The organism is Haloflavibacter putidus (genome assembly GCF_006546625.1).
GTDB classification, from domain to species: Bacteria; Bacteroidota; Bacteroidia; order Flavobacteriales; family Flavobacteriaceae; genus Mesonia; species Mesonia putida.
Genome location: NZ_VIAR01000004.1, coordinates 227105 through 250773 on the forward strand (window position 1 = coordinate 227105; position 23669 = coordinate 250773).

At 36.6% G+C, this 23669-nt stretch carries 19 protein-coding genes; 3 read left to right on the plus strand and 16 right to left on the minus strand.

Translation table 11 applies throughout. The features are described 5' to 3' along the window. Positions 1-14: 14 nt before the first annotated feature. From FKR84_RS06050 to FKR84_RS06090, 9 genes are all read right to left on the minus strand, one after another. Positions 15-1208 (minus strand): acetyl-CoA C-acyltransferase, encoded by a 1194-nt coding sequence (locus FKR84_RS06050; protein ID WP_141421401.1) that lies wholly within the window; start codon positions 1206-1208, stop codon positions 15-17. A gap of 40 nt (positions 1209-1248) precedes the next feature. Beyond that, the gene (locus FKR84_RS06055; protein ID WP_141421402.1) at positions 1249-1602 is read right to left on the minus strand and encodes a four helix bundle protein; all 354 of its coding nucleotides are present in this window, start codon (positions 1600-1602) and stop codon (positions 1249-1251) included. Between the two features lie 45 nt (positions 1603-1647). Beyond that, positions 1648-4053, minus strand: a complete 2406-nt coding sequence (locus tag FKR84_RS06060; protein WP_141421403.1) for a 3-hydroxyacyl-CoA dehydrogenase/enoyl-CoA hydratase family protein — start codon at positions 4051-4053, stop codon at positions 1648-1650. A gap of 1 nt (position 4054) precedes the next feature. Beyond that, positions 4055-4507 carry a MarR family winged helix-turn-helix transcriptional regulator gene (locus FKR84_RS06065; RefSeq protein ID WP_141421404.1) on the minus strand — a complete coding sequence of 151 codons (453 nt, stop codon included), beginning with the start codon at positions 4505-4507 and terminating at the stop codon, positions 4055-4057. Between the two features lie 212 nt (positions 4508-4719). Then, entirely contained in the window at positions 4720-6498 is a 1779-nt protein-coding gene (locus tag FKR84_RS06070) for an AMP-dependent synthetase/ligase (protein WP_141421405.1), read from the minus strand. A 329-nt stretch (positions 6499-6827) separates the two neighbouring features. Further along, entirely contained in the window at positions 6828-10499 is a 3672-nt protein-coding gene (gene purL / locus FKR84_RS06075; protein ID WP_141421406.1) for a phosphoribosylformylglycinamidine synthase, read from the minus strand. Between the two features lie 71 nt (positions 10500-10570). Then, positions 10571-11074 carry a GNAT family N-acetyltransferase gene (locus FKR84_RS06080; protein ID WP_141421407.1) on the minus strand — a complete coding sequence of 168 codons (504 nt, stop codon included), beginning with the start codon at positions 11072-11074 and terminating at the stop codon, positions 10571-10573. A gap of 75 nt (positions 11075-11149) precedes the next feature. Further along, positions 11150-13021 carry an endonuclease gene (locus FKR84_RS06085; RefSeq protein ID WP_141421408.1) on the minus strand — a complete coding sequence of 624 codons (1872 nt, stop codon included), beginning with the start codon at positions 13019-13021 and terminating at the stop codon, positions 11150-11152. A 1-nt stretch (position 13022) separates the two neighbouring features. After that, positions 13023-14237 carry an RsmB/NOP family class I SAM-dependent RNA methyltransferase gene (locus tag FKR84_RS06090; RefSeq protein ID WP_141421409.1) on the minus strand — a complete coding sequence of 405 codons (1215 nt, stop codon included), beginning with the start codon at positions 14235-14237 and terminating at the stop codon, positions 13023-13025. Between the two features lie 75 nt (positions 14238-14312). On the opposite strand from FKR84_RS06090, the gene FKR84_RS06095 reads away from it, so the two are divergent. Continuing rightward, entirely contained in the window at positions 14313-15380 is a 1068-nt protein-coding gene (locus tag FKR84_RS06095; protein ID WP_141421410.1) for a WD40/YVTN/BNR-like repeat-containing protein, read from the plus strand. Positions 15381-15427: 47 nt separating this feature from the next. Here the strand turns inward: FKR84_RS06095 and FKR84_RS06100 are convergent, their stop codons facing one another. From FKR84_RS06100 to FKR84_RS06130, 7 genes are read right to left on the minus strand one after another with little or no spacing between them, the layout of a single operon-like run. Next, complete coding sequence (locus tag FKR84_RS06100; protein ID WP_141421411.1) at positions 15428-15850, minus strand: hypothetical protein; 423 nt, start codon at positions 15848-15850, stop codon at positions 15428-15430. Between the two features lie 2 nt (positions 15851-15852). Further along, on the minus strand, positions 15853-16458 hold the full coding sequence (locus tag FKR84_RS06105) for a hypothetical protein (RefSeq protein WP_141421412.1): 606 nt from the start codon (positions 16456-16458) through the stop codon (positions 15853-15855). A gap of 17 nt (positions 16459-16475) precedes the next feature. After that, a complete protein-coding gene (locus FKR84_RS06110; protein ID WP_141421413.1) occupies positions 16476-17039 on the minus strand; it encodes an RNA polymerase sigma factor in 564 nt (187 codons plus the stop codon). Between the two features lie 3 nt (positions 17040-17042). Then, complete coding sequence (locus tag FKR84_RS06115; RefSeq protein WP_141421414.1) at positions 17043-18872, minus strand: ABC transporter ATP-binding protein; 1830 nt, start codon at positions 18870-18872, stop codon at positions 17043-17045. 9 nt (positions 18873-18881) lie between these two features. Beyond that, the gene (locus FKR84_RS06120; protein WP_141421415.1) at positions 18882-20597 is read right to left on the minus strand and encodes a phospho-sugar mutase; all 1716 of its coding nucleotides are present in this window, start codon (positions 20595-20597) and stop codon (positions 18882-18884) included. Positions 20598-20642: 45 nt separating this feature from the next. Next, the gene (locus FKR84_RS06125; protein ID WP_141421416.1) at positions 20643-21599 is read right to left on the minus strand and encodes a glycosyltransferase family 2 protein; all 957 of its coding nucleotides are present in this window, start codon (positions 21597-21599) and stop codon (positions 20643-20645) included. Between the two features lie 16 nt (positions 21600-21615). Further along, positions 21616-22137 carry a DUF4199 domain-containing protein gene (locus FKR84_RS06130; protein WP_141421417.1) on the minus strand — a complete coding sequence of 174 codons (522 nt, stop codon included), beginning with the start codon at positions 22135-22137 and terminating at the stop codon, positions 21616-21618. Between the two features lie 171 nt (positions 22138-22308). Between FKR84_RS06130 and FKR84_RS06135 the strand changes: the two genes are divergently transcribed. Together FKR84_RS06135 and azu are read left to right on the plus strand one after the other, a co-directional pair. Continuing rightward, on the plus strand, positions 22309-22563 hold the full coding sequence (locus tag FKR84_RS06135; RefSeq protein ID WP_141421418.1) for a type B 50S ribosomal protein L31: 255 nt from the start codon (positions 22309-22311) through the stop codon (positions 22561-22563). Between the two features lie 316 nt (positions 22564-22879). Beyond that, positions 22880-23428, plus strand: a complete 549-nt coding sequence (azu, locus tag FKR84_RS06140) for an azurin (RefSeq protein ID WP_141421419.1) — start codon at positions 22880-22882, stop codon at positions 23426-23428. Positions 23429-23669: the final 241 nt, after the last annotated feature.

Consider the following 23669-nt stretch of genomic DNA (forward strand, 5'->3'; position numbering starts at 1 on the left):
CTCATCACTATAAACTACGAGAGAAACTCGTAAACTCCTGCGGCGCCTTGCCCGGTTCCTACGCACATGGTTACCATGGCATATTTATTTTGAAGGTTGCGTTTTCGCATTTCATCAAAAATCTGAACCGATAGTTTTGCGCCGGTGCAACCCAATGGGTGTCCCATAGCAATTGCTCCTCCGTTCGGGTTTATTTTTTCCGGATCTAAATCTAAACCGCGTATTACGGCGAGCGATTGCGAAGCAAATGCTTCGTTTAGCTCAATAAGTTCCATTTGGTTTTGCTTTAATCCGGCCTGCTCTAGTGCTTTTGGTATAGCATGTAAAGGTCCGATACCCATTATTTTTGGTGGTACGCCAACTGGGGCATAACTTACCAAACGAGCTATGGGTTCTAACTTATGTTCTTTTAAAAATTTCTCACTAACTACCATCGTAAAAGCAGCGCCATCACTGGTTTGTGAAGAATTACCTGCCGTTACGCTGCCGCCTTCGGCAAATACCGGTCGTAATCGTGATAAAGCTTCTAAAGATGTGTCTTTACGCGGACCTTCGTCTTTATTTACGGTATAGGTTCTTGTTTGTTTTTTATTATTGTCGTCTACATAAGTCTCGTCTACTTCTATAGGTGCAATTTGATCTTGAAAACGATCTTCGGCTTGCGCTTTTAAAGCTTTTTGATGCGATTTATACGCAAACTCGTCTTGGTCTTCTCTAGAAACTTCGTATTTATTAGCCACAGCTTCTGCCGTTAGCCCCATTCCCCAATAATAATCTTCGTGTCCTGCTTTAGCAGTTTTATAATTGGGTACAGCTTTGTATCCGCCCATAGGAATGTAGCTCATACTTTCTGTCCCGCCTGCAATAATGCAATCTGCCATTCCGCTTTGAATTTTTGCACTGGCAGTAGCTATTGTTTCTAAACCAGAAGCACAATAACGGTTTACCGTCACCCCGGGAACTTTTTCGGTTTCTAAACCCATTAAAGAAATTAATCGTCCTACATTGAGGCCTTGTTCTGCTTCAGGCATTGCATTACCTACAATTACATCGTCTATTTTATTTTTGTCAAAATCTGGCAGTTGGTCCATCATATACTTAATGGTTTCTGCCGCCAAATCGTCCGGTCGTTTAAACCTGAAAACACCACGGGGAGCTTTACCCACGGCTGTTCTATATGCTTTTACTATGTATGCTGTCCTGTTCATTTTTTAGTATTTAGATATTAGTATTGAGTAATCTGATTGCTCAAATAGCTAAAGATTTTATTAATGCGTAATTCATTTTTTGAATTTCAGTAACTTCTTTTAAAATGGGCTTAACTAAATCTTCTTTAACCAAGTTTAAATTTTTGGCAAGAATTAATTGCGTATGCAGTTCATAAGCTGAACCGTTTGCTATGCCCAAAAAGTTCTTAAATTCTCCGTTGGTATTTCTACCTGCACCTTCTGCAATATTAGAGGGTATCGAGATTGCACTTCTTCTTATCTGACTTGTTAGCCCAAATTTTTCTTCAAGAGGAAAGTTAGTAGAGAGTATGTAAGTTTTCTCAGCAATAATCATTGCTTTTTTCCAAAGTTTTAAATCATTTAGATTATGCATAACTTCTGAATTTTTTTCTCAATACTCAATACTAACTGCTCTGTACTAGTTTCTTAGCGGTTTCCCTTTCTGCAACATATGTTGTAAACGTTCTAAGGTTTTTCTTTCTCCGGTTAAGGATAAGAAAGCTTCACGTTCTAGGTCTAATAAATACTGTTCGCTTACTTCTTGTGCTTCCGATAAATCGCCACCTGCCATTACGTAGGCTAATTTGTTGGCTATTTTTTTATCGTGATCACTTATGTAGTTACCGGCATTCATTTGATCGGTTCCAACCAAGAAAGCTCCTAATGCTTGTTTACCAAGTACTTTAATATTATTGCGCATAATTGGTTTGGTATAGCCATTTTCTGCCATTAATAAAGCATGTTGCTTAGCAATGGTGAGCTGTCTGTCTTTGTTTATCACAACAATATCTTTACCTCTTTGCAAAATATTGGTATCAAAAGCTTCTTCTGCAGAAGTAGACACTTTTGCCATTCCTATGGTTAAGAAATTTTCGCGCAAGCGGTTTAATTCTACATCGTCTTTTTGATAAGTATCTGCAGCTCTTAAGGTCATTTCTTTAGAACCGCCGCCGCCAGGAATTACGCCTACGCCAAATTCTACCAAACCTATATAGGTTTCTGCGTGAGCCACAACTTTATCTGCGTGTAACGAAAGTTCGCAGCCGCCACCTAACGTCATATTGTGTGGCGCAGAAACGGTTGGAATAGAGGAGTAGCGCATACGCATCATCGTATCTTGAAAATACTTGATTGCCATATGTAACTCGTCATATTCTTGCTCTGCCGCCATCATAAATATCATACCTATATTGGCACCAACAGAGAAATTTTTACCGTTGTTGCAAACTACTAAACCGCGGTATTTTTCTTCGGCTAAGTCTATTGCTTTGTTAATTCCGTCAAGAACATCGCCACCAATGGCATTCATTTTACTACGGAATTCTAAGTTTAAAATACCGTCTCCTAGATCTTGAATGATTACCCCGCTATTGCTCCAGACTTCTTTGGTTTCTCTAATGTTATCTAAAACAATAAACTTATCTTGTCCGGGTATTTTAACGTGTTTTTTCTGCTGAAGGTTATAATAATAAGTATTACCATCTTTTACGGAATAGAAGCTCTCTACGTTATTTTCAAGCATTTCGTTTACCCACGCCGCAGGTTCATAACCTTCTTTTTTCATCATTTCGATGCCTTTCTTCACGCCAATGGCATCCCAAATTTGAAACGGACCGTGTTCCCAGCCAAAACCGGCACGCATACCATCGTCTATTTTATAAAGGTCGTCTGAAATTTCCGGAATACGATTAGAAACATAAGCAAACAAAGCCGAAAAGTTTTTACGGTAAAATTCACCTGCTTTGTCTTTGCCTTCTATCAATACTTCAAAACGGTCTTCTACTTTCTCAATAGATTTAGTTTTTTCTAAAGTTCCAAAAGAGGCTTTCTTTTTATCGCGATATTCCATTTTCTCCAAGTCTAACGACTTGATAGTACTGGAACCGTCTTTGTTTTTTATTTTTTTATAGAAACCTTGACCGCTTTTGCTTCCGTACCATTCATTATCCATCATGGTTTGTATAAAATCCGGAAGTTTAAAAAGCTCGTGTTGTTCATCGTCGGGTACATTTTCATACAAACCGTTGGCCACGTGTACCAAAGTGTCTAAACCAACCACATCTACTGTGCGGAAGGTAGCCGATTTTTGTCGACCTATTACCGGACCGGTAAGTTTGTCTACTTCTTCTATGGTCATATCCATATCTTTTACCATATGGAAAAGGCTCATAATACTAAAAATACCAATACGGTTACCAATAAAGGCCGGCGTGTCTTTTGCAACTACTGCATTTTTACCCAAATATTGCTCGCCGTAATCTTTTAAAAATTCTAAAACATTTTCTGAAGTATCAGGACCCGGGATAATCTCGAATAATCGCAAATAACGTGGCGGATTAAAGAAATGCGTTCCGCAGAAATGCTTTTTAAAGTCATCACTACGACCTTCGTTCATCTTGGCAATTGGTATACCAGAAGTGTTAGAGGTGATTAAAGTACCTTTTTTACGGTGTTTTTCTAGTTTTGCAAAAACATCTTTTTTAATGTCTAAACGCTCTACTACCACTTCTATAATCCAATCTACTTCTGATACTTTTTCAATATCGTCTTGCAAATTACCGGTGCTTATGCGGTTCGCAAATTTTTTGTGATAAATAGGCGAAGGTTTAGATTTTAAGGCGTCTTGCAGAGAATTGTTTACTATACGGTTACGTACTTCTTTATCTTCTAGACTAAGACCTTTTTTCTTTTCTTTCTCGTTAAGCTCTCGCGGAACAATATCCAACAGTAAAACCTCTACGCCAATATTGGCGAAATGACAGGCAATACCGCTACCCATAATTCCGGAGCCTATTACTGCTACTTTGTTAATTCTTCTTTTCATATTACTTTAGCGAAGTTTCTGGTTTATAAATTCTTTTATTATTAATCATCTCCATTATTGAGTTGGCAACCCTGTGAAAGGTTTTCAGGTCTTCTTCGGGAATTTCTTTTTTTACGGCTTCATCAAATTTTAAAACCACTTCTTTAGAAAACTCCCGCATTTCCCTACCAAAACTAGTAAGTTGTATAAGTACACTACGGCCGTCTTCAGGATTTCTTTTTCTAGTTATTAAGCCTTTATCTTCCATAGCACGTAGAGTACGCGAGAGACTAGTGGCTTCCATTCCCATTTTTGGTCCTAAAGATGTTGAAGGCGTGCCTTCTTCAGGGTCTATATTTAATAATGTAAAACCGGTTGCCATTGTGCTGCCTTTTTTTCCGGCTTCTTCATTATACATCTTAGATACGGCTATCCACGTAGATCTTAATGTATAATCTATTGTCTTTTCTCTCATTGCTGAATTTTGATTCTTCCAAATATACTAAAATATATTATGCGCGCATAATAAAAACTTTAAAAAAAAGATTAAAATTTAGCTTATTTAAGTTGTGCTACTGAGAAGTGGACTATTAAAAAAATCGATATAAAAAAATGCGTACAATTTAAAACTGCACGCATTTGGTATTTCTTTACGGAAAGGATAGATCTTTTTACAACTCTTTGTCTTTAAAACCTGTTGTAAAGTTTGTTATATAAATCTTCGTGTTTTTCTTTTACCACCTTTCTTTTTACTTTCATAGTAGGGGTAAGGTGGTCGTTGTCTACCGTCCATTCTACCGGAGTTAGTTCAAAAGTTTTTACCTGTTCCCAATGTCCAAAACGTTCATTATAAAAATCTATTTCTTCTTGAATTCTATCTCTTACCGAAGTATTTCTAACAATAGCTTCGTTAGATTCTTCTAGCTCTATATTTTTGCGTTTGGCCCATTCTTTAATAAATTCGAAATTTGGCTGAATTAAAGCTGCCGGCATTTTTTCGCCTTCGCCAACCACCATTACTTGTTCTATAAACCGCGATTGCTTTATGGCGTTTTCAACTTTTTGGGGCGCCACATATTTGCCGCCAGAAGTTTTAAACATTTCTTTTTTCCTGTCTGTTATAGATAAGAAGCCGTCTTTATCTATATCACCAATATCGCCGGTATGCAGATACTCGTCTGTAAAAACATCTTTGGTTTGCTCTTCATCTTTAAAATAACCTATCATTACTTGTGGTCCTGCAACCAGAATTTCGCCGTCGTCTGCAATTTTTATTTTTGTCTCCGGTATTGGCTTACCTACAGTTCCTATTTTCAAGCCGTTATCACGCATATCGTTTACAGCTATAACGGGAGATGTTTCGGTTAAACCGTAACCTTCTACTACATTTAACCCGGCGGCATTAAAAATCCGCGCTAAGCGAGGTTGTAAGGCTGCACTGCCAGAAACGATAGCTTGAATGTTTCCGCCAAGGGCTTCTTGCCATTTAGAAAAGATTAATTTTCGTGCAATTTTTAGCTGAAACTCAAACCACCAACCATTTTTACCGTAAGGTTCGTATTCTTCTCCCAGAGAAACCGCCCAATAAAATAGTTTTTTCTTTACACCGGTAAGTTCACTGCCTTTGGCTGCAATCTTGTCGTAAACTTTTTCTAAAAGCCTTGGTACGGCAGACATTACATCTGGTTTTACTTCTTTGAGGTTGTCGCTAATTTTATCTATAGATTCTGCATAATAAATTGTAACCCCGTTATATTGGTATAAGTAAATAAGCATACGCTCGTAAACATGACAAACCGGTAAAAAGCTCAACGCCAGGTTATCTCCTGGTTCTAAAGGTAATCTGGTAGTACAATTTATTGCGTTGCTTGCAATATTTTTATGCGATAGCATAACGCCTTTTGGTTTTCCGGTGGTACCGGAAGTATAAATTAAAGTAGCTAAATCGTCTTCTTTAATCGAGTCTTTAATTTTTTCTACGTCGTCTTGGTTGTCATCGTCTTTCCCTAAATCTAATAATTCTGACCAGTTTTTTGCTCCCTTTAAATCATCAAAAGAATAAACGTCTTTTAGTGTTTCTACTTTGTCTTTAATCTTGTTAACTTTATCTAAGACTTCTTTATCAGATACAAAACAGTAAGTAGATTCGCTGTGGTTTAACACATATTCATATTCTTCTTCAGAAATTGTGGGATAAATAGGTACGTTTTGCGCCCCTACTTGCAAAATACCAATATCCATTATATTCCATTCAGTACGGTTGCTGGTAGAAATTACAGCAATTTTATCGTTTGCTTTTACGCCCATTCGCAGTAATGCACGGCTAATCTGGTTAGCCTTATCTATATATTCTTTCGAGGAAGTCCCAATCCATTCGCCATTATATTTTGTTACCAGTGCTTTTTTAAGATTAAATTTTTCAAGCTGGTAATGAGGAAAGTCGAATAATCGTGTAGGCTCTTTCATAATAAAAAGATGGTGTTAATTTCTATGCAAAATAGGAAATTTACGCTTCTTTTAAAATTAATTTTTACAAAACTCAATTTAAATATCTTAAACTGTAACAAGCTTACTAATTACTTTGCTTGTTTTGTGTTGAAAATGATAAAGATAGCAGTAGAAAGTTGGTTTTATGCTATTATAATTTTTTTTGGAAAATAACTTTACGGAAATTGTAATTTATTGGTATAATTTTTTTCTTGGGATATTAAATTATTCTTATTAAAAAATCCTCGGGAGAAGTAATTTAAAAAACACCGCCCCGAGAATCGTTATAAGTAAAACAGATTGAAGTTTTAAGAATTCTCCAACCATTTTCTGGCATTAACAAAAGCCTCTAACCAAGGCGATACTTCGTCTTTTCTGTCTTTTGGATAATACGGCCAATTCCAGGTAAAAGTAGAGCGTTCTAAATGCGGCATCATAACCAAATGCCTGCCGGTATCATCTGTTAACATAGCGGTATTAAAATCGGAGCCATTTGGATTGGCAGGATAATTCTCGTATCCGTATTTCGCCGGAATGTTATATTTTTCTTCCCCGTAAGGAAAACTAAACTTGCCCTCGCCATGCGCTGCCCAAATTCCTAAACGACTCCCCGAAAGCGAAGAAAGCATAACCGAATTATTGTCCTGAATCTCTACACTGGTAAAATTACATTCAAATTTATGCGAATCGTTGTGCAGCATTTCCGGTTTTTGCTGGTGATTCGGGTTTATTAAACCTAATTCTATAAACAATTGGCAGCCATTACAAACGCCTAAAGACAAAGTATCTTCTCTGTTAAAAAAGTCTTTAAGAGCCTTATTAGCTTTTTGATTGTATAAAAACGCACCTGCCCAACCTTTGGCACTTCCTAAAACATCTGAGTTAGAAAAACCGCCTACAGCCGCAATAAACTGAATGTCTTCGAGGGTTTCGCGACCGGTAATTAAATCGGTCATATGTACGTCTTTTACCTCAAAACCGGCCAAGTGCATAGCGCGCGCCATCTCGCGTTCTGAGTTAGAACCTTTTTCCCTAATTATTGCCGCTTTAATTTTTGTTTTCCCGCTGTCTATTTTTGGTAACTTTCCGTCAAAACTCTCCGGAAATCTATAATTTAAAGGCTGTTTTTTATAGTTTTCAAAACGTTCTTTGGCTTTTTGTTCGCCGCTTTGTTCTTGGTCTAGCAAATAAGAAGTTGTATACCAAAGGTCGCGGTATTTAGCTACATCAAACTCCAAATTTGTTTCATAATTGCGTACTTGTAAAGTTCCGGAAGTGTTAACTTTTCCAATTTTATGGAAGTTGATATTCTTTGTCTTTAAGATTTCTTCTGCCAAAGTATCTTTGGCCTGAAAAACAATTCCGCAGTTTTCATTAAATAAAGCCTTTACGGAATCTTTTTCTTCTAGCGAAGATAAATCTATTTCGGCACCAATATTTGTATTGGCAAAACACATTTCGAGTAAGCTGGTAATCAATCCGCCCGAAGCGATATCATGTCCTGCAACAATTTGCTCTTGTTTAATAAGCTCCTGAATAGCCTCAAAACTATTTTTAAAATTTTCTACATCTTTAATCGTAGGCGTTTCTGTACCTATTTTATTTAAAATTTGCCCAAAAGAAGAGCCACCAAGTTTAAATTTATCTGCAGATAAATTAAGGTAATAAATTGCACCTTTAGAATTTTCCGATTGAAAAACCGGCTCTACCACTTGTTTAATATTGTTACACGTGGCTGCAGCCGAAACAATTACCGTTCCCGGCGCAATAACTTCTGTGTCTTTATATTTTTGCTTCATCGATAAAGAATCTTTACCGGTTGGCACGTTAATTCCTAAATCTATAGCAAAGTTAGATAAAGCTTCCACAGCTTCGTATAACCTGGCATCTTCGCCCGGATTGTTGCAAGGCCACATCCAGTTGGCAGATAAAGAAACAGCTTGCATGCCGTTTTCTAAAGGTGCCCAAATAATATTGCTCAAAGCTTCTGCAACCGAGTTGCGAGAACCGGCTGCTGCATCTATCAAAGCCGAAATAGGCGAGTGGCCAATGCTGGTTGCTATACCGTTTTTGCCGTTATAATCTAAAGCCATAACGCCAACATTATTAAGTGGCAATTGCAAGGCACCAAGAGATTGTTGCTTTGCAACACGACCACTTACACAACGATCTACTTTGTTGGTAAGCCAATCTTTACAAGCCACAGCTTCCAATTGTAAAACTTGTTCTACATAATCATAAATTTTAGCCGAATCGTATTCTAAATCTTTATAGGTACGCGACACTTTCGTATCGCTCATAATAGTGGTTGGCGAACTGCCAAACATATCTTCCAGCGCAAAATTCATTGGGGTTTCGCCGGTTTTTTGGTGCTTAAAAATAAAATTATTGTCGTCTGTTACACGACCAACATCGTAGAGCGGCGAGCGTTCACGTTTTGCAATTTTTTCTAAGTTACTTAAATGTTTCGGAGCAATTAATAACCCCATACGTTCTTGCGACTCGTTCCCAATAATTTCCTTAGCGGAAAGGGTTGGATCGCCTACCGGTAATTTATCTAAAGCAATATTACCGCCGGTATCTTCTACCAACTCGCTTAAACAGTTTAAATGTCCTCCTGCGCCGTGGTCGTGTATAGAAATAATAGGATTATCATCGCTTTCTACCATCCCGCGAATAGCGTTGGCTGCGCGTTTTTGCATTTCCGGATTAGAACGCTGCACGGCGTTTAACTCTAAACCACTGGCAAATTCTCCGGTATCTGCAGAAGAAACTGCTGCGCCGCCCATCCCAATACGATAATTTTCTCCTCCTAGAACTATAATTCGGTCGTCTTTTTTGGGTACTTCTTTTATAGCGTCTTTTGCTTTTGCATAACCAATTCCGCCGGCGAGCATAATAGATTTATCATAACCTAATAAACGATTATCTTCGTCGTGCTCAAAAGTTAATACAGAACCGGTAATAAGTGGTTGTCCAAATTTGTTTCCAAAGTCAGAAGCGCCATTAGAGGCTTTTATTAAAATTTCCATAGGGGTTTGGTACAACCATTCTCTTTCTTTAATGGCATTTTCCCAAGGATTTTTATTTAAACGCGAATAGCCGGTCATATAAACTGCAGTTCCGGCCAAAGGCAAAGAACCTTTTCCGCCGGCAAGTCTATCGCGTATTTCGCCACCGCTACCGGTTGCAGCGCCGTTAAAAGGTTCTACAGTCGTAGGGAAATTGTGTGTTTCTGCTTTTAAGGAAATTACAGACTCAAAATCTTTGTTTTGGTAATATGAAGGCCTATCGGCATATTGGGGTGCAAATTGTTCTACTTTTGGTCCTTTTAGAAAGGCAACATTATCTTTATAAGCCGAGACAATTCCGTTAGGATTTTCTTTGGCCGTTTTTTTAATGAGTTGAAAAAGGGACTCGCCTTTCTTCTCGCCATCTATTATAAAAACGCCATTAAATATTTTATGACGACAATGTTCTGAATTGATTTGCGAAAAACCAAAAAGCTCCGAATCGGTTAGCTTTCTGTCTAATCTCTCAGCGAGTTTTTCTAGGTAAGTGATTTCTTCCGCGTTTAACGCTAATCCATGTTTTTTATTATATGTGGCAATGTCTGCCGTATCTATTTCTTCAATAGCTTCCGGCGAGTGATTTACCTTAAAAATATCTTGATTTAAACAAGTATATTTTTGTGAAACCATTGGGTCATAACCTGCGTTTTGGGTACTTTCCTGGTAAAATTCCTCTATTCGTAAAATACCTTCTATACCCATATTTTGCGTAATTTCTACCGCATTGGTGCTCCAAGGAGTTACCATAGTTTTACGCGGACCAACAAAGTTGCCGGCAACCGTATTGCTTTCTATTTGTGGACTGTTACCAAAAAGCCAGACTAGTTTGTCTATGGCAGGTTGCGGTAAATCTTCCAGTATTTGTACTGCAAAAACAGTTTGATGCGGATCTCCAAAAAAAAGGATCATAAAAGTAAGTTTGTGTGTTGTGTTAGGTTGCAAATTTAATTGTTTCCTTTTAATAAACTTCAGAAAAAGCGTTAATCAGTTTTTTTTTGGTATAAATTATAGAAAGAACCCCCAAGTTTTTGTTCGCCTACTTTTATAAAGCCTTGCTGTTGGTAGTAATTACAGAGTTTGGTGTTCTTTGCTTCGCAATCTAAACGCAGGTATTCGAAATCTTGTTTTTTGGCTTCTTCTGCAATTTTTTGCAAAATCTTTTGCCCGATATTTTTTCCCGTAAATTTTTCTAAAACCACTAAAGAATGAATGTATTTGGCTTTAGCTGTAGTTTTGCCCCAATAACGTAAATCTTCTTCCAGAATACGAAGCATCCCGATGATTTCTTGTTGCTGACTTTCTATAAAGAAAAACTCTTCTTTTTCAAAGCCTTCTTGCACCCACGCAATTTTCTCTTGGGGCGGATTTTTCCAATACTGCCAATGGTCTATATTTTTCTTTGCAATACTTTCCGCGGCAGCTTTAAACATAGCAAAAGCTTTATTGATTTCGTCTTTTTTTGCTTTTCTTAAATTAAATTTCATTTATAAAATAATATTTATCTCAAACAAAAAAGACGAACCTGCGTCCGTCTTTTTTAAGCTTGAAAATTTATAGTTTTACTGAATTACCAATTTTTTAGTAGCAACTTTTCCTTCTGTAGAAACTTGCATTAAATACAAACCTGCTTGTAGTTTTTCTACAGAAATAGCTTGCCCGGTTTTCGCTTTCGCGGATTGTAACAAGCGCCCATTTATATCGAAAATTTTATAACTAAAATTATTGTTAGCAGAAAGTTTAACTTGAAGGTAACCGGAAGAAGGATTAGGATAAATTACTAAATCTTCCAATTTATTTTGAGCAACCGAAAGATCTTCTGTTCCTTCAATCTTAAAATTATCTACCGTCCAGCGCGTGGCTTGCTCGCCATTAGAAGTGTCGTATTTAAAGGCAAAATAAACATCTCCTTGAATACTGCTAATATCTATATCTTCAAAAAGGTAAACCTCTTCTTCGCTACCGCCGGGAAATAATGGAATTGTAACATTTGGAACTGGCAACCAAGCAGCGTTAGACGGCATTTGATTACTGTCATAATCTGTAGAGTACAAGAGTTGTAACTCGGTATTGCCAAAAGATGCATCTGTATAAAAACTTAGTTGCTCTTCCGTAAAGGCATCAAAATTAATTGGGTTATTGGTTATTAACCAGTCAATACTTGGTACTTGTTGTCCGCTTTCAAAAGCATTCATTTGGTAAGAACCCGTATCGTTTTGCCCGTATTGAATTGAACACTCCCAATCTACGTCACTCATTTCGCTAACTGCTGTGAATTGTATGTTGTTGCAATCGTTAAAGTCTTCTTCAAAAATAATTTCAGGCGCTTCTAAAGTCGTTATGCTTACACTATTACTTGCCGCAGAGATATTGTTTTGCGCGTCTAAAGCGAAAACACCAAAACTATAGGTATTCTCTGGCGTTAAATTGTTTACCGAAAAATTGGTAGTTACCGAAGTGCCAATTACCGCGCCGTCTTGTTCTATTTGATAGGATGTTACAGCCACATTATCTGTAGCAGCATCCCAAAATAAATCTACGCCGGTATCTGTTATGTTGTCTGCTGTTAGGTTGGTTGGAGCAGTTGGTGCTTCTGTATCTGGTTCTCCCCAAATTTCTGCAGCCCACTGCGGATTATCGATAAACGGATTACGATTGCCTTGAAAATCGTAGGAAGCATTGTTACGGTCTAATTCTTTTTGGGAAACCGGATCGCTAAAATGCCATTCTAAAAGCATGGCAAGCATCCAATCTTCAAAAACTTGGTCAGAACTGCCGTCCAAGGTATTTTGACTGCCGTCGTTTTCGCTTTCCCAGCTTCCAATCTGACTTTCGTAGCGGGTAGCCATATAAAAGTAAACGCGGGCAATGTCTCCTTTAAATTCGTCTATTGGTTCAAAAACTTCGCCGGTGTAGGCGTTGGGATATACGTTGTTTCCTTTTTTAGAACCGTTTTGCGACGTCCAGTTAGGATTGTTTACTTCGCCGAAAGGCAAATGCCCTCTTCTGCCATTAACATAACCATCTGTTGGGTAAACGTGGTGTACATCACTTTTCATAGGAGAAGCAGAATTAAACCAACTCTGCGGCATCAAATGCTCGCGGTTATAGCAAACTCCTTCGCCACTATAATTGCCGCACTGGTCGTTGCCCACAGAATAGGTATATGGGTCTGCGCCCGAAGGGTTTTCAGAATAAATATCTAAAATTGTCGCGTCGTTTTCGTAATAATAATCTCGATCTGTATCGTAGTAGGCGCTCCATAAAGCATCGTAACCTTGCGATGTGTGTCCGTTAGAAATTATGGTGCTTAGCGCAGATTTTAAAGTGTAACCACTTAAGTTTTGTGCATCGTTATAATAACCGGTTGGGGCTTGTGCAAAGATGCCAATACAGAATAAAAAAAATAGGGGTAAAGTAATTTGTTGTTTCATGTTATTCTTCTTTTTGTAATAATGCCATATAAAAACCATCGTAACCCGATTTATGGGCCAAGATTTTTTTCTCTTTTATCAAATTAAATTTTTCGCCTTCTTCAGATTTTAAAAAGTTTTGTACTTGCTTTTCGTTTTCGGGAGGGAGAATAGAGCAAGTGGCATATACCAATTGTCCGTTTGCTTTAAGTATCTTAGAATAATCTTTTAAGATTTCTTGTTGGGTTTTCTTTATTCTCTCTATAAATTCTGGTTGTAGTTTCCATTTTGCATCCGGATTTCTACTTAGAACCCCCAAGCCGCTACACGGCGCATCAATCAACACACGATCTGCGGTGTTGTGTAATTTTTTAATCACTTTGGTAGACTCTATCGTCCGGGTGTCTATATTATGTGCTCCCGCACGTTTTGCGCGTCTTTTTAATTCTCTTAATTTATTTTCATAAATATCCAGCGCTATAATCTGACCTTTGTTTTCCATTAAAGCAGCCAAATGCAAGGTTTTACCACCGGCACCGGCGCAAGTATCTACCACGCGCATTCCCGGTTCTACATTTAAAAATGCCGCTACCAATTGCGAGGAGGCATCTTGCACCTCAAAAAAACCTTTTTTAAATGCTGCTGTTTTAAAAACGTTTTCGCGATTTTCTAATTGTAGGGCATCGGGATATTTACTTAAGCTGCTGCTTTGTATTTTTTCTGAAAATAAGCTGTCGCGGACTTCTTTTTTGGAAGCTTGCAATTTATTTACGCGCAATACTACAGGTGCTTGTTTGTTTAGCGCCGCAATTTCTTTAGTCCAGGTTTCTTCGCCTAAGCTTTCTACGCCCAGTTCGTCTAACCAATCTGGAATGGACTCCCGGAATTTTCTTGTTTTACTAAGCTCGTCAAATCTGCCTTTTATACGGCGGGTAGGAGTTTCTTCCAACTGTTTCCAGTCGGGTAATTTTATTCCTTTTAAAGTTGCCCAAACCGCAAATAACCTAAATAAATTAGGTCTGGAAAAAGGCTCTTTTACTTCTGCAATTTCTGCATAAAGTCTTTTCCAACGTACAATATCGTAGGTGGTTTCGGCAATAAAACTTCTATCGCGGGAGCCCCAGCGTTTATCGCGTTTTAAAGTTTTGGCTATTTCTTTATCGGCATATTTATTATCGTTAAATATAAGTTTTAACGTATCTATTACCGCAAAAACAAGGTTTCTGTGCAGTCGCATGGTATAAAAATTGAGGAGGCAAAGTTACGTATTTTAGCAAGGAATAATCTTATATTTGAAATAAATTATAAACCAATGAGAAATCTATGGATACTGCCGTTACTTTTTATACATTTTGCTTGCGTAAATGTAGCTAAAGATGAGCAAACCCAAAATGCCTTTTCAGCAGTTAGGGTAGAAACTATTTACGAAGACGATATTAGTATTAGGGCGTTAATGGTAAATGCAGACCATATATTTTTTGCAGGCAATAAAGGAAAATTCGGGTATTTAAATACCGCAGATCATTCGGTTGCTTATTTAGGAAAGATTACCGAAAACGGTAAAAAACCGGAGTTTAGAGCAATTGGTACAAATGGCAAAGCAGATTTTTTATTGAGTGTTGCCAATCCTGCCTTGCTTTATAAAGTGAATTATTTTGGGAAACGGCAGTTGGTTTACACCGAAGAAAATAAAAATGTTTTTTACGATGCTATGCAGTTCTGGAATGCCAACGAAGGTATTGCTATAGGCGATCCCGTTGGCGATTGTATGTCGGTTTTAATTACAAGAGATGGTGGCCAAACTTGGCAGAAAGTAGCTTGTGACAAATTACCGCCCAAAAAAGAAGGTGAAGCGGCTTTTGCCGCCAGCAACTCCAATATTGCTGTCGTAGGTGAAAAAACTTGGTTTGTAAGCGGCGGAAAAACCTCTCGTGTGTATTTTTCCCCCGACAAGGGAAAAACCTGGAAAGTTTATAACACGCCTTTAGTGCAAGGTAAATCTACTACCGGAGCATATTCTTTAGATTTTTATGACGAAAAAAATGGGGTTATTTTTGGCGGAGATTATACAAAGCCGGAAATGAAAACCAATAATAAAGCCATTAGTAAAGACGGCGGTAAAACCTGGCAAATAGTAGCCAATGGTGAGATGCCCGGTTATAGAAGTTGTGTAAAATTTATTCCGCAAAGCAACGGAAAAGAATTGGTAGCAATTGGCTTTAAAGGCATTGCTTATTCTAACGATTTTGGCCAAACTTGGCAAAGTCTAACCAAAGAGCCTTTTTATACCTTAACTTTTATGAACGATTTTATAGCGTATGCAGCCGGAGATGGTAGAATAGCCAAACTTACCTTTATAGAAAATGGCCTAAAAAACTAAATTTTTAGACCATTTCCAACCATTAACACTAACCAAAAAAAAACTATTTATTTCCTATATTTTTTTAAAAGCATTTTATGAAAATCGTGTTCTGCTTTTTTTAAGCGCAATATTTTTTTTGCTGAAATTATTTCTTTTAACTCCTTAATAAATTCTTTTTTTAACGCTAAGCTTTCTTCTTTTAAACTAATGTATTCTTGCAATAATTCTTCAGAAGTCGGCTTATCTATTTCTTCTATTAACTCTAAACCGTTTTTTACATTACACCATTTATCGTCATATAAATCATCGGTGCGTTTATCAAAACTGTTATAAAGCGGCCAAAATTTTTCGGCTTCTTGGCTTGTTAACGAAAGTGCATCTGTAATAAAAGCTGTTTTTAGGTTCCGAATTTTTTCATCGTCCATCTTTTGAGCCGAAAGGCTAAAAATACTTGTGCAAAAAAACAGTAGAACTATTATTTTTCTCATTCTTAATTGCTTAGAAGCATAGAAACTTCTGATTTTTCATTTAAATATTCAAAAATTGCCTCTTGGGTAACTTCGTTTAATTCTTTAGATATTTCTTCTTTTTTCAAATCAAAAGAATACTGTATATCTTGGGTGTTAAAATCTATAGAACCATTATCTAAATAGGCTTCTATTTCTAATTGCGATAGCGGCATAACCGTATTTTCGGTAATGCTTTTTTCCGGCAATAAGAACAAGCCTAGCATAAATATAGCTGCAATTGCGGCTGCGCGTACTAGGTTTTTACGACGGAAAATAGAAATAACTTTCGGTTTTTTACTCTCTTCTTTAGGAATTTCTACTTTAAAGTCTTCTAAATAATTTTCGGGAGTTCTAAAGCCTGCTTCTACTTTTTCGGGTAAACCGCTATTTTCCAAAACAGGTAAATTAACAACAAAATCTTCTAAGTAATTTTCTGGCATTTTAAAACCGGAATCTTTTTTAGAAGGCAATACATTTTCTTGCTTTACGGAATTGACCAAAGAGCCATCTACCGAAAAATTTTCGAGATAGTTTTCAGGTGCTTTAAAACCTGAACTAAGATTATATAGCAACTTGCTCTTTTTCATCTACTTCTTAGACCGTATTATTTGTCTATGGTTTGATTTTCTTTTAAAAATTTTTCAACTTTTTTTACCGCGTGGTGATAATTAGATTTTAAAGCTCCTTCGCTTACTTCTAAAATTTCAGCGATTTCTTTGTATTTAAGGTCCTGAAAATATTTAAGATTAAAAACTTGCTGTTGTTTTTCCGGTAAAATAACTACTGCTTTTTGTAATAATAACTGAATTTCTTCACCTTCAAAATACGGGTCACTTTCTAAATTTTCAAGTAACAGCTCGTTCAACTCTAAGTTATTAATATTTAACTTTTTGGCTTTTTTGTTTAAAAAGGTAATCGACTCATTGGTTGCAATTCGATACATCCAGGAGTATAACTTGCTTTCTTTTTTAAACTTTTTTCTATACCTAAATACTTTTATAAACGTGTTTTGCAAGACGTCGTGCGCATCTTCGTGGTTTTTTACAATATGTCTAATGTGCCAGTATAAGCGTTCTTTGTAAAGCTGCACCAATTGATCAAAAACATACTCTACCTCTTGATCGTTTTGCAGTTTATTTACAATTTCTTCTTCGCTTAACCGACTCATATTTTATTCAAAAGATTGCATTTCTACCAAATTTCTATACGTACCATCTATACGCATAAGTTCTGCGTGCTTTCCCTGTTCTACGATTTTGCCGCGTTGCATAACAATAATTCTATCTGCGTTTTGTATAGTGCTTAAACGGTGCGCAATTACAATAGAGGTTCTGTTTCTAGTCATATTTTCTAAAGCTTGTTGCACCAGCTTTTCGCTTTCGGTATCTAAGGCAGAAGTGGCTTCGTCTAAAATCATAATAGGCGGATTTTTAAGCACGGCGCGCGCTATGGAAAGTCGCTGTTTTTGTCCGCCGCTCAATTTGTTTCCGCTATCGCCAATATTGGTATCTAAACCTTTGGGTAATTCTTGTACAAACTCCCAGGCATTTGCTATGCGCAAGGCTTCTTCTATCTCTTTTTCTGTGGCATTGTCTTTGCCCAAAGCAATATTATTTCTAACCGAATCGTTAAACAAAATCGAATCTTGGGTTACCAAGCCCATCAAATTCCGTAAAGACTTTTTGCTTATGTTTCTTATGTCCTTATGGTCTATTTCTATATTGCCGTCGTTTACATCGTAAAAACGGGTTACCAAATTGGCAATGGTAGATTTTCCGCTGCCGGATTGTCCCACTAATGCCACGGTTTGTCCTTTTTTAACCTCCATAGAAAAATCGTGCAAAACGTTATCTTTCTCGTACCGGAAATTGATGTTATTTATCCGGATTTTGTCTTCAAAAGCTGCTTTTTCTTCGGCGTTGGGCGCGTCTTGAATGGTAGATTCTGTCTCGATAATTTCTAAAATACGTTCTGCACTGGCGTTACCTTTTTGAATGCTGTAGGTAGCTTTAGAAATGGCTTTTGCAGGCGTTAAAATGTTGTAAGCCAAGACCAGAAAACCTATAAAAGTAGAAGCATCCATAGAGTTTTCTATCAATACCATTCTCCCGCCAAACCATAGAATTATAGTTATAACCACCACACCCAAAAATTCACTCATTGGCGAAGCCAGGTTTTGACGATGCAATAAGGAGTTAAGCGTTTTATTAAGGCGTAAAGTACTATCGTAAAACTTTTGTTTAAATTTTGGTTCGGCGTTAAAGCCTTTAATGATTTTTAAACTGGAAAGCGACTCTTCTACAATGCTTAAAAATGTGGCACTTTCTTCTTGTACCTCGGTAGATTTTGCTTTTAATTTTTTCCCAATAGAAGAAATAAGCAAACCTGAAAGCGGTAAAAATACAAAAACAAAAAGCGTAAGTTTGGGACTAAGCATTATCATGGCTATAAGTGTAAAAATAAGCGTTAGTGGCTCTTTTACAAACAACTCCAACATACTTAAAAAAGAGCTTTGTATAACCTGAACATCGCTGGTAATCCTAGAAATAAAGTCTCCTTTTTTCTTTTCGGAAAAAAACGAGATTGGCAATTCTACAATTTTATCATATATTTTATTGCGGATGTCTTTTAACATGCCATTGCGCAAACTGGCAATAAAATATAAGGCCATATAGTTAAAAAAGTTTTTTAAGAAAAACAGAATTATAACCGTAATGCAAATGGTAACCAAAGCCGAAATTTGCCCATATTCTTCTACGCGCTGGTTAAGAAAATAGTTAGAATAATCGTTAGCAAAATCTTTTAAATCGCCAAAACTGCCATCCCAAACAGGTTTGGTGGTTAAAGGTTCTTCTTCCTGAAAAAGAACCCGAAGCATTGGAATAAAAGAAATAAATGCCAAAGTGCTAAACAAGGCGTAAAAAACATTGCTAATAATGTTTAAAATTGCATAACGCTTATAAGGTTTGGCAAACTGCAGTATCTTTTTGAGGTATTTCATAAATGCTGTTTAAAAATCGAAATAGCTTACAAGCGCGTCTATTTTTTTGTTGAGTTCTTCTTGTTTTGTTTTAATGTCTTCTATGTTTTTCAATTCGCCTTTTAGACTGATGTAAAACTTAATTTTAGGTTCTGTACCACTTGGTCTTGCAGCTATTTTTGTGCCATCTTCCAAATAGAAAATAAGTACATTAGATTTTGGCACTTCTAAAACCGTTTTCTCTTGGTTAACCAGATTTTGCGCTTCAGAAATTTGATAATCTTCTACTTTTATAACCTTGGTTTCGTTAAAGCTGCTTGGGGATTTCTCGCGCAAGCCGGCCATTATTTTTTTAATTTCTTCGGCACCAGAAACGCCTTTTTTCACTAAGGATACAAGTTTTTCTTGATATAAACCGTGCTGTTGGTATAAATGCAATAATTCTTCGTAAAAAGAACTGCCTTTCTCTTTTGCTTGAGCTGCAATTTCGCAAACCAGTAGAGTAGAGGTAACCGCGTCTTTATCGCGAACAAAATCTCCTACCATATAGCCAAAACTTTCTTCGCCACCGCCAATAAATTTCTGTTCGGGGAAGTCTTTAATCATTTTGGCAATCCATTTAAAGCCGGTTAAACCAACTTTACATTCTACACCATAATGTTTTGCAAGATCTAACATCATTGGGGTAGAAACAATCGTACTAGCCACAAATTCGTTTCCTTTAAAGCCCGGATTTTCCTGGTATTTTTTCAGTAAAAAATCAGTCATCATTACCATGGTTTGGTTGCCGTTTAACAGCAACATCTTACCATCTAAATCGCGTACGGCAATGCCAATTCTATCGCTATCGGGATCGGTACCAATTACGATATCGGCATTTTTTTCTTCGGCCAAAGCCAAAGCCATTTTTAATGCTTCGGGTTCTTCGGGATTGGGAGATTTTACCGTTGGGAAATCACCATCCGGCTCGGCTTGTTCTTGCACGATATGCAAATTCTCGTAGCCGGCTTCTTTTAGCATTTTAGGAATTAAAGTTATCGAAGTTCCGTGTAGCGACGTAAAAGCAATGTTCAATTTGTTTTTGGCTTTCGCCGAAGTGCCAAAACTCCCGTTTTTGATAGACGCATCTATAAAAGCTTTATCTAATCTTTCGTCTATTGGCTCTATTAAATCTTCGTTAGCTTCAAAATTAATTTCCGAATAATCTAAGGCGTTAATTTGCTCGATTATCTCTTGGTCTTGTGGTGGCACCAATTGTCCGCCATCTTGCCAATAAACTTTATAGCCGTTGTATTCTGGCGGATTGTGACTTGCGGTAAGCACAATACCACAATGACACTCTAAATATTTTAAACTAAAAGAAAGCTCCGGAGTAGGGCGGAGGTCAGAAAAAAGATAAACCTTTATACCGTTTGCCGAAAAAACATCTGCTACCAATTTAGCCAGTTCTTTACTATTATGGCGACAGTCAAAAGCTATAGCCACTTTTAAATCTTCTCCTGGAAATTGTTTTTTAAGGTATTCCGATATTCCTTGCGTATTCTTACCCAAGGTATATTTATTTATTCGGTTGGTGCCAACGCCCATAATACCGCGCATTCCGCCGGTACCAAATGCCAAGTTTTTATAAAAACTATCTTCTAAAGTCTTGGGGTCGTTATCTATTAAATTCTGAACTTTATCTTGTGTTTTGGCATCAAATGTATTGCTAAGCCAATGTTTTGCTTTTTCTAAAATCTTTTCCATAGTAAAATTTGATTTACAAAATTACATATTAATTGCTGAAGACGCTTACGGATTTACAGTTTTGCTAATTTTATAGCGCTCGGGGTTTTTTTGCGTACGCAAAATTAACTCGCCTAAAAAACCTGCAATAAATAATAAGGTTCCTAAAATCATAACGGTCAAGGCAATATAAAACCAAGGATTGTCGGTTACCAGAATATCGGGAATGTTATGCCAAAGTTTGTACAATTTAGAAGCGCCAATCCAAATGGTAACAACAAAACCAACCACAAACATTAAAACACCCCAAGCGCCAAATAAGTGCATTGGTCGTTTCCCGAATTTAGAAAAAAACCAAATGGTTATTAAGTCTAACAAACCGTTTATAAAACGTTCTGCGCCAAATTTGGTTTTACCGTATTTACGAGCTTGGTGTTTTACTACTTTTTCTTGAATATTGGCATAACCGGCATTTTTTGCCAATACTGGTATATACCTATGCATCTCGCCGTGCACATCTATATTTTTTACCACTTTATTTTGGTAGGCTTTAAGACCACAATTAAAATCGTGCAATTTTACGCCAGAGGTTTTTCTGGCCGCGGCATTAAAGAGTTTGGAAGGCAGGTTTTTGGTAAGTACAGAATCGTACCGCTTTTTTTTCCACCCCGAAACCAAATGATAGTTTTCTTGACTTATCATGCGGTATAATTCTGGTATTTCTTCTGGATTGTCTTGTAAATCTGCATCCATGGTAATTACCACATTGCCAAGAGCAGCTTTAAAACCGGCGTGCAAAGCTTGCGATTTACCGTAATTTTGTTGAAAATGAATTCCTCTTACCGCTTGGTTTTTTTCTGCCAGTTTTTCTATAATTTGCCAAGAATTATCTGTACTACCATCATCTATAAAAATTATTTCATAGGTAAATTTGTGTGCTTGCATAACATCTACAAGCCACCTGTATAATTCTGGAAGCGATTTTTCCTCATTCAGTAAAGGAATTACGACAGATAATTGCATTAAAAAACTGTTTTGCTTAATGAACTGGATTGTCTTTTTTCATTACCAATCCTAAAATTAAAGAGATTATAAAGCCCATAAATAAAGTGCCAATTAAGCTCATAGTAGCCATCCAGAAAGGCGTGGTAAACATTTTAGACATTTCTAGGGCTTGGTTCATTTGCTCATCGCTCATATTGGGTTGACTTTCCATCATAGCGGTTTTTGAAGTTTCTAAAGCAATTTCTTGAAATTCTGGATAGATAAAACTATAATGTACAAAGGCATAAATAGCGCCAATTAATCCGCCAATGGCAGCAATGGCCAAACCTACTTTTAAGGCTTGCCCTAATTTTAAAAAGCCATTATTATCTTGTTTGTAATTTTTTATTCCGTAAAAATAAATAAAAACAGTAATAAGAATGCTAGCTATACTTAAGTATAAATTGCTTTCTTGTAAATTAAGCACGTAGGTTAAAATAAGTAAGGCAATGCCAAAAACACCTAAAATAACGCCATAGGTGCCGGCTGTAGATTGGATAGAAGCGGTATTTTTCATAATACTCGTGTTGGTTAAAAATGTTCTTTGCAGACAAATATAGAAAAAGCTTGCATAGTTGTTGAAGAAAAATTTTAAAAAGGCATATATTTTTGCCTAAAATATTGTTTAATTATAAGAATTGTTTAAATTTGCACCTCGAAAAAATCATAAGATTTAAAGTTTAACAAGATGAAACAAGGAATCCATCCAGAAAATTATAGACTTGTAGCTTTTAAGGATATGTCTAATAACGATATATTTTTAACTAAGTCTACTGTAAATACTAAAGAAACAATAGATGTAGATGGGACAGAATACCCATTGGTGAAATTAGAAATTTCTAGATCTTCTCACCCGTTTTACACCGGAAAAACCAAATTGGTAGATTCTGCCGGTCGTATAGATAAGTTTAAAAACAAATATGCTAAGTTTAAGAAAAAATAAACCCAAGCAATTATTATATAGTAAAAGCTCCTTTTTTTAAAGGGGCTTTTTTTATGTTTAACTTTACGGAAGTTGCAAATAGAAGATAATTTAAAAACACGCTCTATAATTCAGTTTTTATGGAAGTTGTTTTTCACATCAGAAAAAATTTTAATGGTAAAGGGATAGCTAAACTTGCTTTTTAAGTAATAAAATTCAAGGAAAAGTAATATTATTTGTCTCAAATTAAAAAGAAACCTTAAAATGAGAAGCAATCAACCAAGCTTCTTTTTAAATTACTTATCTTTGTCGCAGCTAACTTATAAAAATAAATGTAATGAAAATGTTAAGCAAATTCTTATTGGTATTAAGTGCCGTTGCTATGATAGCCTGCGGAGACACCAAAGAGAAAAAAGATCAGAAAGATACAATGACTGTTGGTAATAATAACAGTCAAAAAGCTACACCTGCAAAAAAATCTGAAGACACAAAAATGAATTCTTCAGACCAAGATGTAGTAGAATTAACTATTGAAGGAGACGACCAAATGCGTTTTAACAAAGAAGAATTAAAGGTAAAAGCCGGTCAAACCGTACGCTTAACCCTTAAGCACGTTGGTGAAATGAAAAAAGACGTGATGGGGCATAACTGGGTGCTTTTAACCAAAGGAACAGCTGTTTCTGAATTTGGTCAAAAAGCAGTTGAAGCGAAAGGAAACGATTATATTCCTAAAGGCACTAGCAAAGTTATTGCACATACAGATTTGATTGGTGGCGGCCAAACAACAACCGTAGAATTTAAAGCACCGGAAAAAGGTACTTACGATTTTATATGTAGTTTCCCCGGGCATTATTCTTTAATGCAAGGTAAGTTTATCGTAGAATAGACAACGCGCAACAAAGACGCAAAAAGCCTTTACAGCTAAAAAGTTGTAAAGGCTTTTTTTTATGCGGTTAAAAGTGTATGAATACGAGAAGGTTTTGCTTTATAAAGAGAAGTTTAAGTTGGTTATAGATGTAAATAGGCTATAAGCAAAGCAGCTTTGTTTGCACGGATAAACTATTCTGGTGAAAAGTTAACCTAGGAGCTTGAAAATTTATTTCTAATTCTACTCATCTTTATGCTTG